The sequence below is a fragment of the Aureispira sp. CCB-E genome (assembly GCF_031326345.1).
Classification (GTDB): domain Bacteria; phylum Bacteroidota; class Bacteroidia; order Chitinophagales; family Saprospiraceae; genus Aureispira.
Genome location: NZ_CP133671.1, coordinates 2,580,783 through 2,593,096, shown reverse-complemented (window position 1 = coordinate 2,593,096; position 12,314 = coordinate 2,580,783). Strand labels below are relative to the sequence as shown.

General features: G+C 36.5%; 13 protein-coding genes. 4 read left to right on the top strand and 9 right to left on the bottom strand.

Features of this window, described 5'->3' with window-relative positions; translation table 11 throughout:
- Window positions 1-119 precede the first annotated feature (119 nt).
- Window positions 120-581: a carboxypeptidase-like regulatory domain-containing protein gene (locus tag QP953_RS09900; protein ID WP_052598561.1), complete on the top strand. Its 462-nt coding sequence runs from the start codon at window positions 120-122 to the stop codon at window positions 579-581.
- Here the strand turns inward: QP953_RS09900 and aroQ are convergent.
- The 5 genes from aroQ to QP953_RS09875 all read right to left on the bottom strand — a co-directional run bounded on the left by aroQ (window position 578) and on the right by QP953_RS09875 (window position 3,944).
- The gene (gene aroQ, locus QP953_RS09895; RefSeq protein ID WP_052598560.1) at window positions 578-991 is read right to left on the bottom strand and encodes a type II 3-dehydroquinate dehydratase; all 414 of its coding nucleotides are present in this window, start codon (window positions 989-991) and stop codon (window positions 578-580) included. The genes QP953_RS09900 and aroQ overlap by 4 nt on opposite strands.
- Before the next feature lie 3 nt (window positions 992-994).
- The gene (locus tag QP953_RS09890) at window positions 995-1,720 is read right to left on the bottom strand and encodes a metallophosphoesterase family protein (protein ID WP_052598559.1); all 726 of its coding nucleotides are present in this window, start codon (window positions 1,718-1,720) and stop codon (window positions 995-997) included.
- 4 nt (window positions 1,721-1,724) lie between these two features.
- Window positions 1,725-2,399 carry an SH3 domain-containing protein gene (locus QP953_RS09885; RefSeq protein ID WP_309554849.1) on the bottom strand — a complete coding sequence of 225 codons (675 nt, stop codon included), beginning with the start codon at window positions 2,397-2,399 and terminating at the stop codon, window positions 1,725-1,727.
- A 63-nt stretch (window positions 2,400-2,462) separates the two neighbouring features.
- Window positions 2,463-2,723 (bottom strand): NifU family protein, encoded by a 261-nt coding sequence (locus QP953_RS09880; protein ID WP_052598557.1) that lies wholly within the window; start codon window positions 2,721-2,723, stop codon window positions 2,463-2,465.
- A 126-nt stretch (window positions 2,724-2,849) separates the two neighbouring features.
- Window positions 2,850-3,944 carry an Mrp/NBP35 family ATP-binding protein gene (locus QP953_RS09875; protein ID WP_052598556.1) on the bottom strand — a complete coding sequence of 365 codons (1,095 nt, stop codon included), beginning with the start codon at window positions 3,942-3,944 and terminating at the stop codon, window positions 2,850-2,852.
- Window positions 3,945-4,091: 147 nt separating this feature from the next.
- Between QP953_RS09875 and QP953_RS09870 the strand changes: the two genes are divergently transcribed.
- From QP953_RS09870 to QP953_RS09860, 3 genes are all read left to right on the top strand, one after another.
- The gene (locus tag QP953_RS09870; RefSeq protein ID WP_309554848.1) at window positions 4,092-5,360 is read left to right on the top strand and encodes a hypothetical protein; all 1,269 of its coding nucleotides are present in this window, start codon (window positions 4,092-4,094) and stop codon (window positions 5,358-5,360) included.
- 139 nt (window positions 5,361-5,499) lie between these two features.
- Complete coding sequence (locus tag QP953_RS09865; RefSeq protein ID WP_052598554.1) at window positions 5,500-6,774, top strand: DEAD/DEAH box helicase; 1,275 nt, start codon at window positions 5,500-5,502, stop codon at window positions 6,772-6,774.
- A 138-nt stretch (window positions 6,775-6,912) separates the two neighbouring features.
- Complete coding sequence (locus QP953_RS09860; RefSeq protein ID WP_309554847.1) at window positions 6,913-7,524, top strand: hypothetical protein; 612 nt, start codon at window positions 6,913-6,915, stop codon at window positions 7,522-7,524.
- Between the two features lie 36 nt (window positions 7,525-7,560).
- On the opposite strand, the gene nth is transcribed toward QP953_RS09860, so the two are convergent.
- From nth to QP953_RS09840, 4 genes are all read right to left on the bottom strand, one after another.
- On the bottom strand, window positions 7,561-8,226 hold the full coding sequence (gene nth / locus QP953_RS09855) for an endonuclease III (protein ID WP_052598552.1): 666 nt from the start codon (window positions 8,224-8,226) through the stop codon (window positions 7,561-7,563).
- 66 nt (window positions 8,227-8,292) lie between these two features.
- Window positions 8,293-9,039, bottom strand: coding sequence for a 5'-nucleotidase C-terminal domain-containing protein (locus tag QP953_RS09850; protein WP_052598551.1), 747 nt, complete (start codon window positions 9,037-9,039; stop codon window positions 8,293-8,295).
- A 263-nt stretch (window positions 9,040-9,302) separates the two neighbouring features.
- Window positions 9,303-10,421: a hypothetical protein gene (locus QP953_RS09845; protein ID WP_309554846.1), complete on the bottom strand. Its 1,119-nt coding sequence runs from the start codon at window positions 10,419-10,421 to the stop codon at window positions 9,303-9,305.
- A gap of 2 nt (window positions 10,422-10,423) precedes the next feature.
- Window positions 10,424-12,190, bottom strand: coding sequence for an HSP90 family protein (locus QP953_RS09840; RefSeq protein WP_309554845.1), 1,767 nt, complete (start codon window positions 12,188-12,190; stop codon window positions 10,424-10,426).
- Between the last annotated feature and the right edge of the window lie 124 nt (window positions 12,191-12,314).

Sequence of the window (12,314 nt, the reverse complement as noted above, 5' to 3'; positions counted from 1 at the left end):
TCACCTAACATTCAAATTAGATGCACCTTGCGAAAGATTGATTTAGTCTCCAACTAAATTTAAACTTTTATTAACAGTTCTCCAAAATTCTATAGACTACAGCTAAACCCATTTTGCGTATGAAATATTTTACTTGTCTTTTTTTTCTATTCATCACTTTAATAACATCTGCTCAACATTACGGAGGCTTAAGAGGTTATCTAATGGAAAACTATACTCAAGAACCAATCCAGTATGCTTCCCTTTACTTACAACGCAATGGCTCTTTAGTTGCCCAAGCCCGTACGGATGTAAATGGAGGTTTTCTTTTCATAAATATAGAAGCTGGCTCCTATGATTTGATTGTTTCTAAATTAGGATTTTCGCCATTAAAAATAACCGATGTTACTATTGTTCCTAATAAAATTTTGAGATTAACCGCAACAGTTGAAGCCCATGGCTTTGATCAAGACACCATTGTTTTTACATATAATGAATTCCAAAAAACTACTACGTCACAGACACAACAACAGATTAAAAAACAATGCACTAAGCGACAACTTCGAGCTGCTAAAAGATTGGAGCGAAAAATCACACACTAAAGCCAATAACGCAAAGCTAGCTCATAACTACGTAGCCCAAAACCAGAAATACTGCCAATACAATTGGGAGCAATAAAGGAATGATGGCGTACTTTTTCACGTGCAAACACATTAGAAATATGCACTTCTACAACAGGTGTTTTAATTGCAGCAATAGCATCTCCCAATGCTAAAGATGTATGCGTATATGCCCCTGCGTTTAGAATAATTCCATCCCAATCAAAACCAACTTCATGTAACTTGTCTATCAAATGTCCTTCTACATTGCTTTGATAATAGCTTAACTCCAACTGAGGAAATAGCTTTCGTAACGTGGCTAAATATCCATCAAAGGTTGTTGTCCCATAAATCTCAGGTTCTCGTTTACCCAATAGATTTAAATTAGGGCCATTGATAATTAAAATTTTCATACACTATTGGATTGATGGAAGGTCGCTTTGATGCGCTCCTACTTTAGTTATCTTTTCTATATTGCGTTGGACATATAACAAGTTGTTCTTCGTCTCTAAGGCGCACAAATAACCTAATCCATCAACAGATTTATAGTAGCACCCTGCATCAATATTCACAACAGCTTGTTCTGCTTCTACTACCTTACTGATTTGGCTTAATGCCATTGTGGTATGTCCCTGTACTTGTTTTTTACTCTGAATAGAATCGTTTGAAATCTGCAACGATTGATTGTGAAAATAAGCCCGAGTATCGGTAATCGGTCTAGGTTCTTTCAACGTAAATCCCATATGAGAAAAAATATGAGTTGGTGTTTCTATGAAATAAGGCATCTGTGCACAAAAATCCAAGTAGGCATACAAATCCCCTTGCATTAAGTCATCTGAGTTGTACTCGTGCAAAAAGTTTTCGAAAAAATCCATTCCACAATCGTAAGCGGTTAATAAATTGTGCTCATGATTTCCTTTGATACAATACAATTCATACTCTAACTCCAACTGCATCAAATAATCCAGTACTTTCTTGCTGTCTTTGCCACGATTAATCAAATCTCCTAAAAAAATCAATTGGTCAGATTGCGTCAATTGAATTTGTTCTTCTATCAGAGCTTTTAACGTGTCGAAACAGCCGTGTACATCTCCAATAACTAACTGGCGCCCATCGGGTGGCGCTGGTAGATATATTCCCATGTTTTTATAATTCTATTAATGGATACAAACCATGCCCAGAAATCCAGCCTTGTGAGCCACTTCCATCAAGTACTTCTACTCGAAACCAAGTATTCCGCTGTTCTAATACCCCAACCGCAACACCTCGTTGAAGTGCTTCTCCTAATTTTGGGCTTTCTACAATTGGTTGTTCGTGCAAACCTGTAGAGTGTTGTACCATTCGAATAGCCGACCATTCTTTCTTAGAATCCAAAACAACAGAATGCCCTACATTATCGGTAAATTCTGTATCACACTGTGCAGAAGGCAAGGTTGCCAACTGAATAATCATTGCATCGCCTAATATTTTAAAATACCCCTTAAAAGCAGCCTTTGTATTGGTTGGGTTGTAACATTGTACCTCTATAGGATTTTTGTTTCCAATGATACCTTCAAAAAAGAAAAGACAATCTTGCACATTCTTTGCCTTAGGGTCTCGATACACACCTGTTAACTCTTTGCCTTTGATACCAATTTGAATCTCATAATAATCTCCTGCGATTGCATATACATCCATTTTATCCAATTCGGATTGTGTCCAAGACGTTTTTATTGGAGTTTCTTCTACTATTGGCGGTTCTGGCTTTCCTCCACAAGAAGTAAAGCCTCCCATAAGGCAACACCAAACCCATAAAAACCACTGAGAATAAGATGGATGCATAAAATAGTTTTAATCGTTTATGGATAACATAAGAGAACCAATTGTCAATACTAGTCTTTGAATTTAAGCAATAAAAAGTCCATTAACAGCCTCTACTGCTTTAATTTCTGGTACAAAAGACAAGATAGTATGTTCGACACCACCTTTCATTGTCATAGTACTCATCGAACAAGTTTCACAGTTGCCCAACCATCGGAAACGAAGGACCATATCATCCGTCAATTCAACGATTTCGATATCTCCGCCATCTATTTCTAAGTGAGGACGCAACGTAGTTAATGCTTGTTCTACTCGTTGTAAAATTTCTTCTTTTTCTAAACTCATAATATTATTTTTTGATGCAACATTCGCATAATAATTCGTTCAATGATTTCCTGTTTCTATAACATCACTCTGTTAAAACCACGCAGTAACCGTGTAAAAAAGGTTCATCATTTATCGAACAAACTACTAAGTAGTCTTAACGACTTTTGTTGCTTCTATCATTTCATTTCTTACTGCAACTTGGCGTAATACATTTTTAGCAACATTCAAGAAAGCCTCTTTAGAAATAGGTTCCTCACCTACTGCCGCAGGTACTCCCTTATCTCCTCCTTCTCGAATTCCTTGAACAATTGGAATTTGCCCAAGTAGCATGGTATTTGCTTCTTTTGCCAATCGCTTACCACCCCCTTCTCCAAAGATATAGTATTTGTTATTAGGCAACTCTTTAGGAGTAAACCAAGCCATATTCTCTACTACACCCAAAATTGGCACGTTAATATTTTCCAATCGGAACATGTTCATTCCTTTAATTGCATCCGTATACGCCACTTCTTGTGGTGTTGTTACCATAACAATCCCTGTAACAGGTACCGTTTGCACTAATGTCAAGTGAATATCTCCTGTTCCAGGAGGCAAATCTAGAATTAGATAATCCAATTTAGGCCACAAACACTCTTGAAAGAACTGCTTAACAATTCCTCCCAAACGAGGACCACGCAACACAACTGCCTGTTGCGGTTCAATCATATATCCAATTGAGATCGTAGGGATCCCAAACTTTTCAATTGGAACCATTTTAGGCTTTCCGTGAACATCTTGAATCTTAGGACGTTGACCTTGCATTCCTAACATTGTCGGAATAGACGGACCATACAAATCAATATCCATCAATCCTACACTAGCTCCCATTGCTTTCAAACTCAATGCTAAATTAACTGCTACCGTAGATTTTCCTACCCCTCCTTTTCCCGATGCCACTGCAATAATATTTTTAATATGTGGAACAGGGCTTTGAGGTCGATTCGTTTCTCCTCCTTCTCTAGGCTTAGAATGTACATGTACTTCTGCTTCTGGATAAACCGAATTAACAGCACCAATACAGGCAAAAGTCAATTGATTTTTGATCGGAGATTTTAAAGAGGGAACAATGATTGTAAAACTAATATCCTTCCCTTTTACTTGTAAGTTTTCCACCATACGTACACTGATAATATCCTGTCCAGTATCAGGATCATTAACTGTACGCAAAGCTTCTATAATTTTTGATTTGTCAAATTCCATTTTATTCTTGCTTCATTTTTGAATCCATCGATTCACAAAGACCTAATTGTATTTTTCTAAACTTGTATAGAATAGAACAAAGATACAAATTTATAGTTGCAATTTTATAACTTTGTTTAGAACTTGTCTAAATATAAAACCAATAAAATGCACTACTTCTTATCCCTTGTTATTTTTATCAGTATTTGCACTCTAAAAACAAGCTGCACGCCTGCCAAAACAACCTCCAACAAAGCTAATAACACTACTATTTCCACATTAGAAAATTGGTTGTCTACTCCTATCAATGAGCGCAAGCCTATTTCTGAAGAGCCTTTTTACAGTCAAAATAGTACCAAACAAGATATAAAAGAGGCAAAAAAATTACTATTTAACGACATAACCCATCAACGATTTGAGCAGTTAAAGAAAAATTGGGATAATAAATTATTCTCTTACCAAGAATTTAGCATGCCCATTCAGATCAAAACATTTGGAAAAGCCCCAGTTGATGGACACTCACTTTATATTTCGATGCATGGTGGTGGTGGCACTACTTCTGACGCAAACGACCAGCAATGGAACAATCAAATCAATCTTTATCAACTTAAAGAAGGTATTTATGTTGCTCCACGTGCACCAACCAATACATGGAATCTTTGGCATCAGGCTCATATTGATGCCTTGTTTGAACAGTTAATTCAAGCTGCTGTTCTTGTTGCAGGAGTCAATCCTAATAAAATTTATTTGACAGGATACTCAGCTGGTGGTGACGGTACCTTTCAACTAGCTCCTAGAATGGCGGACTATTTTGCCGCAGCAGCGATGATGGCAGGACACCCAAACGAAACTACTCCCGATGGTCTTAGAAACTTACCTTTTGCTATTTTTATGGGTGCTAATGATGCTGCCTACGAACGAAATGCACGGGCTAAAGATTGGGGTATTTGGCTAGATAGTTTACAAACACTAGACCCTAAAGGTTATGTTCATCAAGTACAGCTGGTTCCCAACAAAGGACATTGGATGGATAGAGCAGATACCATTGCGATGGAATGGATGGCTCAATTTACAAGAACTCCTTTGCCCAATAAAATTGTGTGGAAACAAGATGATTGTCATCATCATAATTTTTATTGGCTTGGAGTTCCCAATCAATACATTCAAACAGGCAAACGAATCGTCGTTGAACGTAAGCATAACACCATCAATATACTCGAGAACTATAGCCCTAAACTATCTATTTATCTCAACGATGAAATGCTAAATTTAGACCAACCTATCATCATTCAATACCAAGGAAATAAAATATTTGAAGGGCTTGTCTCTCGAAAAATCAAAACAGTCTATCAATCCATTACACGGCGATTGGATAAAGATTTGACATTTTGCAGCGAACTCATTGTTGACTCCAACTCAAGTGTTATTATACCATAAATGCTGTTCTTATATCGTATTCAATAAAAATCGAAAAGGCTACTCTTTGCAGTCTACTTTTTTTACTTCCAATATTTCGATTGTTTTTTACTTAGACTTCTTTGTGAAAAGCTTATCTTTGTAAGCTAAAAAAGAAATCATGAAATTTTCAGAATATAATATTAGCCCAGAACTTAAGAAGAATTTAAACAAACTAGGCTTTAAACGTCCAACAGACATCCAATTTAAGTCCATTCCCTATATTTTAAAAGGGGAAGATGTCTTGGCTATTGCACAAACAGGAACTGGAAAAACAGCCGCTTATGGCATTCCAATCATTCACAAACTACAAACTTGGAAAGCCAAAGCACGTCGCAAAGATGGCATCAAGTGCTTGGTTATGGTGCCAACACATGAATTAGCCATTCAAGTGACCGAAGTGTTGAACAATTTATCCAAACATACGTTAATAAAAGCGATTTGTATTTTTGGTGGTGTGGAACAAGATCCCCAAATTGCACTACTAGAGAAAGGGGCTGATATTTTAGTAACGACCCCTGGACGTATGTTCGACTTGCGCAGTCAAGGACACTTAGATTTGCATCGTGTAGAGACCTTGATCTTAGATGAGGCAGATCATATGTTAGACAAAGGTTTTATCAAAGATATAAAAGATGTCCTGCGTTATTTACCCAAACGTCGTCAAACCTTATTCTTTTCAGCTACCATCGACAAAGAAATCAAAAAGTTAGCATATTCTTTGATTCAGAGCAATGCCATTCGTATTCAAATTGCCCCCAAGAATCCAGTTGCCAAAAATGTAGACCACAAGGTTGGATTTATCGAAATGGAGGACAAACGTTATTTTTTAGAACGTCTGTATAGAGAGCAAAAAAATGCTAAAATACTGGTCTTTGTACGGACAAAAGTTCGAGCCGAACGCTTGTTAAAAGCAATGGAACGAGTCGATATTTTTAGTCGAACCTTGCATGGCGATAAATCGCAAAAGGAACGAAGTTCTGCATTAAATGACTTTAAAAGTGGTAAAATTCGTTTGCTTATTGCAACCGATGTCAGCGCCAGAGGAGTAGACATTCCAAAAGTTGAATATGTTGTCAATTATGACTTACCAGAACAAGCAGAAAATTACGTACATCGTGTTGGTCGAACTGGTCGGGGTAATAATAGAGGAAATGCTATTTCTTTTTGCAGTTCTGATGAAAAGGAGTTGTTAGCAGAAATTGAGTTTTATATTGGTGGCAAAATTGAGGTCTTAAATATTGACAAAATAGATTATGCCGATACGCTTGACTTTACCAAAGATACCAAAGGATTGGATTGGAAAAAGTTAATCCAAGAAGATTTAAAACAAATTGAATTAGAACAAAAACTATACGGCAAAAAACCTAGTAAGAAAAAAAAGAAACGTCACTAAACCTGTACTTGAGTAGCTGTCCAAAAGTGTTCCTCTTTGACAACTTGAGCTAAAGCTTATTTGAACTCCATAATTTTCTAAAAATTGTTCTTTGATAACTTCCACACCATTCGGAACTATCAAAAATCATCTATATTTATGCGTTCAATAGAAAAAAAAATTCGGTCTTTACTCTTTTCTTCTTCAAAAGAAACTCAAGATTTGGGTTGGCTTTTGGACAAGTCTCAAAATCACGGTAGAGTTAAGCAAGCACTAGAAGTTGAACATGCCGACCTCTTGCACCAAACAGCAAGTAGGGCAATCGAAGAACTTTTGCTAGCGACTCATATTGTATGCAATCAAAAAAATACCACACAAATCCATGTCAAAAATCTTCCCAATGTTCGATCACTAAGTTGTCAAAAACATCATCAGTTACGCAACTTTCATATTTCGAACTGCCCCAATTTGACCTATTTATATTGTTGTAATAATGATCATCTCAACCAATTAAATGTCGAACAATGTCCTAGTTTAATCTATCTAAGTTGTGTCAACAATCAATTAAACCAACTACAAATTGAAGCTCCTCTCCTCACCCACTTGTATGCCACTTCTAATCATCTAAGTCATTTTGACCTCAGTCCTTATCATAAATTATTTGGTCTAGATTTTACTAAGAACCCTTTACAAACACTAAAAATGACTCCTTTACAAAAAACAACCCTACGCCCCAGCCTTGAAACATTTACTCAGATTATCGCTGTATAATCTTTTAGAATTGCCTTTGAGGTAGAATGTGGTCACTTATTTCTTTTTTGCTTGCGCCTTGTCGTATTCTTTGAACATTTCTTTGCGACCAAAATCTTTACAGATAGGGCATTCATAAGGGTTGTGCCCTCGTGCGGGACAATATTCTCTTCCAAAGAAAATTATCTGCAAATGCAACTTATTCCAGCTTTCTTTGGGGAATAAGCGCTTTAAGTCTTTTTCGGTTTGCGCTACATTTTTACCATTCGTCAATTTCCAACGATACCCCAAACGATGAATGTGCGTATCAACAGGAAAAGCAGGCTCTCCAAAGGCTTGAGACATCACAACCGAAGCAGTCTTATGCCCAACTCCTGGCAGTTCTTCCAGTGCCGCCATATCTTGGGGCACCTTGCCATCATACTTTTCAATTAATATTTTAGAAAGTTCTGAAATAGCCTTAGACTTACGAGGAGACAAACCACATGGACGGATAATTTCACGAATCTTATCTACTTCTACAGCTGCCATATCTTTTGGGTTATCTGCTAAATCAAAAAGTGCAGGCGTAACCGTATTGACACGAGCATCGGTACATTGAGCAGATAACAAAACGGCGACCAATAACGTATAAGGGTCCTTATGATCCAATGGTACGGGAGTTTCTGGATAAAGTGCCTCTAAGCGCTCTTGAATCGTTGCTACAATTTCAGCTTTTTTCATGTTTTATATTTTTTAAGAATAGCTAACTGTGTTGCTACTACTTGGTCGTTCATTTGTGTCAACAGTCTACTTTAAAACAAAAATACGTTTACTTAGGTTCGCATCTAGTTTTTTACCAGCTTTTGTTTGCTCTTGAACATATTGAAGGATGGCATCTCTAAACAAAACACCCGTAGGAATTTGTTTTTTGTCTTTTAAAAAAGTGCATTTGTCTCCCCCATTAGCAATATAATCATTGGTAGCAAAACTATAAATTCGATCATTTTCTACTTTTCGACCATTAATCCGCACATCCACTGCTTTGTTTCGGTGCGCTGTCATTTCTATCTGCTTGCTTAGAGGCCAACCGCCATTGGCAGCAATATGATTAAACAAAGCGGGCAGTTCGCTTCCTTTCATCTCTATTACGACCAAAAGATTATCAAAAGGCATTAATTCAAAAATCTTTCCTTTTGTTACGGGACCTTTAGGAATAGAAGTAATTCTCAAACCTCCATAATTCAAAACAGCAAAATCAATTTTACGATCCAAATAATCCTCGCATTTTTGATGCACCAAGTCGGTTGCCCAATTCCCTAAAGTAGACTCAGGTTGTGCCTTTGTCAACATTTTTGCCATTTCACCAATAACGGTATTCATCTCCTTTTCCATATCTTTTTTATAAGGAGCAATCAAAGATACTATACTGGTATCCTCCCCTTCTATTGTCTTGATTTCTTGGTAGTGATTATCTGATTTTACCAAATGTACTTGTGGTTGACAAGACACAAAAAATAAAATACAGCATAAGGATATAAAAGTAGATTTAAACATGATTGATGCGTTAAACATTGATGACATTAATAAGCTGCTAGCATAACATACCTAACTAACAACCAACTTTTTAATCTATTAGACTTTTATTTTTTTAAGCCTTTAGAAATTAGCAGCCCCATAATAACAAAAAAAAAGCACCTGCAAGAAGCTTGTACTTTCTTTTTTATCTTTATGATGCCTTGTCCTAATATAGTGTTACCACTACCAAACATCTCTTAAAACCTTCCTACCTCAAAAATGTTATGTATTAATCAACCAACTCAAACAAAGGCTTCAAACCACTTTTCTACTTTCTCAAAATAATCGTTTAAAAAAGTATTTCGATTTCGGTTGTCCAACAGACTTGCATGTTTGTATGCTGTTTCTCTAAACCACTTTTGTAACGTTGCAGCATCATAGGAGTTTTCCTTTAATGCTGTGACAAAATCCGTCGTTTTGGAGTTCACCTGTATTTTCATCTCCTTATGCCCTGCCTTGATATACGCTTGCATAAACAAAGCACAACTAAAATAAAAATCATATACCTCCCCGCTAGAATTCAATTCTAAAGCAAAAGAAAGTTGTTTTTGCATCAACTTTCGTCCTTTTAAGAATTCTTTTTGACAAGCATGGTAGAGTAATAAAACCGAAGCTTCGTATAAATCTGGTGTTGAAAAATCCAAATGCTTGTACGTGGATTGTACGTAATGCCCTGCTTTCTCCCATTCCCCTGTTCGCATGCTTGCATACGCTGCTTTTGGAAATGTTGTATGAGGCACAACATGACAGGTCAATCGTCCATCTAGAATAGGTTGGATGCACTCCATCATACGGTCGTATTGTTCTGCTACTAAGAACACTCTGGAAATGTTATTAGGTTGACAAGCAGCACAATCATCCAACATACATGTTTTAGTGTCATTAAAATAGCGCTCTGCTAATTCCAACGACCTTTCAACATTTCCTAGCTGTGATTCTCGTTGCGCTTTAAAATAATTGATTACCCGATCTCCTGTTCCAAATTCTTTGAAACGGCGTTCAAACTCCTGAAACAAGCCTTCTATTTTTTCGAGCGAGATCGTATGAAAATCTGTCAGTGAATTAATAATCCACTTGAATGTCCACAAGACTTGTATGTATTTAAAATAGTTTTCTTTGTTATCACATTCATTCAAAAACCAAGGAAACATTCCTATCGCTTCTTGATATTGATTCAAAAAGACAGACTGTCGAACATAAGACATTCGGGCATCAAATTCCAAGTTTACATTCTTAAATGCTTTAGCTTTTTGGATACACTTGAACGCCAAATCTCTATTTTCAAATGATTCTTTAGCTCCTTCTAAATGCTCCAAAGCCAATTCTAAATCTTCTATGCTTTGAAGATTTTGCCAATTCATATTTATAGGGTTTTGTTTAGTAATAATAATAAATTGCGATTCATAGCATCCAACTCCATCTGATTGAGAGGATAATGCCCCATCAACATCGCATTGATATAAACCGTTTCGAGAAACAGCCGCTCTTGTCCTTTTTGGTCTTGAAGAATTTTTTGAACAATTGGATTCTTAAAATTCAAAAATAACTTAGAACGATACGACTGTGTTTCTTGAAAAAGAGAATCCGTTACACTTGACCAAAGTGCGTTGCTGTTGTCTTTAATTTGATTTAGGTCTCGATTTCGTAAGGTTTCTTGTGACAAATGGAATATAGCAGGAATTTCTTCCGGCAAATACTGTTTCAACTCCAGCTCACAATCAAATGCTGCCATATATTCTTGAAGTACTCCCAACTTATCAGCATACAAGTCATAATCTTCCACCGCCACATCTTGCAAAATATTACCAAAATAATTGACATCAATACGTTGGTACAAAGTATTCGTATCTTGCTGTTTTAGGCGTTCTAAAAGCTCGGTATCGTAAATATAGCCAGCATTAACTACCAATTGTCCATTTGCTCTAGCAATCGGCACCAATTGACGAAATTCATCCAAATCGGGAACAAACAAAACTGTCTTACTTTTTGTCTTAATATCCTTAATGGTATATTCTCCTTCTGTCGTAGGCAAGACAAACCAATTGGCAATAAATTCTAAAAAATTGGTATCCGCCAAAGCCAGCGACTTGAGCGCGTTGCTATGCGTCTTAAGGATGTACGTAAGCTGTTCGGGATGCTCAACACTCAGATTTTTTAAATAATCTTTTATGCAATTGCCTAAATCTTCTTGCACTTGCTGTGCTGTCTCATTTTTATAAATTTCTTCTCTAGACGCTGTTGGAGATAAGTTTTTGGAATTCACAATTCCCCGAACAAAAAACGCCCAATCTGGCAGCAAATCTTGTGCGTGATCAGTAATAAACATATTTTTAATATAAACATGGTTATTCTGAATGGCGGCAAAATGTACTGGATGGGGCAAAATATAAGCTACCCCAGTTGTTTGCCCAGTACGATCAGACAATTCGATATAATTAGAAAAGTTTTGTTGAAAAACAGTTCGTCCAAAGTTCAAAATAGCATCGCCATTTTTCTGCTTTTCCCAAGGAAAACTACGTCCTATAGTAGCTTGAGGATGACCATTCACTTCATAATGAATCGGTATTTGTAAAAATGTTCCATACAGTTCCAATAAATGTTGAATTTTGGAAGGATTCAAATCCAATTCGGGTCTCAGTTTTAAGATAACACGTGTCCCGACAAACTCTTCTGGTGGAATAGATACAATTGTCTCGTAGGTTCCGTTGATGTGTCCAACCCATTTTACTGTTTCAGTTGCTTCTTTTACCTGTGTTTTTACTACAATCTCATCACTAACCATAAAACAAGACAACAATCCAATCCCAAACTGCCCAATAAAATCATCGGTTTGGTCTTGAACAACATCTATTGATTTGGAGCTAGAACCTATTTTTGATAAAAACTCTTCTACTTCACTCAATGTCAAACCAATTCCATTATCACTCAAAACCAAACCTTTGCCTTCATTATTTTGGTAATAATCTACCCGAATATAAGGTTCAAAGGCTTCCATTTTTCTTCGAGCTTGGATGGCATCAACAGAGTTTTGGAGCAACTCCCGTATAAACACCTCCTTTTGGCTATAAAGATTATCAGATAAAATTTTTAATATTCCAGTCAGGTTGACTTGAAAAACAGAAGGTTCCATGATTTAGATTCTTTTGATTGAAAATAGAATACAACTCATTTTGAGACGATTCTAGGTAAATGTTTTTTTGAGCACAAAACATAGAAACAACATCTTGTTCAAAATAATTCCACGGTTATTGAAA

Coding starts and splice junctions, on each gene's coding strand:
- QP953_RS09860 (WP_309554847.1), top strand. CDS start 6,913: ATGCGTTCAATAGAAAAAAAAATTCGGTCTTTACTCTTTTCTTCTTCA.
- QP953_RS09900 (WP_052598561.1), top strand. CDS start 120: ATGAAATATTTTACTTGTCTTTTTTTTCTATTCATCACTTTAATAACA.
- aroQ (WP_052598560.1), bottom strand. CDS start 991: ATGAAAATTTTAATTATCAATGGCCCTAATTTAAATCTATTGGGTAAA.
- QP953_RS09880 (WP_052598557.1), bottom strand. CDS start 2,723: ATGAGTTTAGAAAAAGAAGAAATTTTACAACGAGTAGAACAAGCATTA.
- QP953_RS09885 (WP_309554849.1), bottom strand. CDS start 2,399: ATGCATCCATCTTATTCTCAGTGGTTTTTATGGGTTTGGTGTTGCCTT.
- QP953_RS09865 (WP_052598554.1), top strand. CDS start 5,500: ATGAAATTTTCAGAATATAATATTAGCCCAGAACTTAAGAAGAATTTA.
- nth (WP_052598552.1), bottom strand. CDS start 8,226: ATGAAAAAAGCTGAAATTGTAGCAACGATTCAAGAGCGCTTAGAGGCA.
- QP953_RS09840 (WP_309554845.1), bottom strand. CDS start 12,190: ATGGAACCTTCTGTTTTTCAAGTCAACCTGACTGGAATATTAAAAATT.
- QP953_RS09890 (WP_052598559.1), bottom strand. CDS start 1,720: ATGGGAATATATCTACCAGCGCCACCCGATGGGCGCCAGTTAGTTATT.
- QP953_RS09875 (WP_052598556.1), bottom strand. CDS start 3,944: ATGGAATTTGACAAATCAAAAATTATAGAAGCTTTGCGTACAGTTAAT.
- QP953_RS09845 (WP_309554846.1), bottom strand. CDS start 10,421: ATGAATTGGCAAAATCTTCAAAGCATAGAAGATTTAGAATTGGCTTTG.
- QP953_RS09850 (WP_052598551.1), bottom strand. CDS start 9,039: ATGTTTAAATCTACTTTTATATCCTTATGCTGTATTTTATTTTTTGTG.
- QP953_RS09870 (WP_309554848.1), top strand. CDS start 4,092: ATGCACTACTTCTTATCCCTTGTTATTTTTATCAGTATTTGCACTCTA.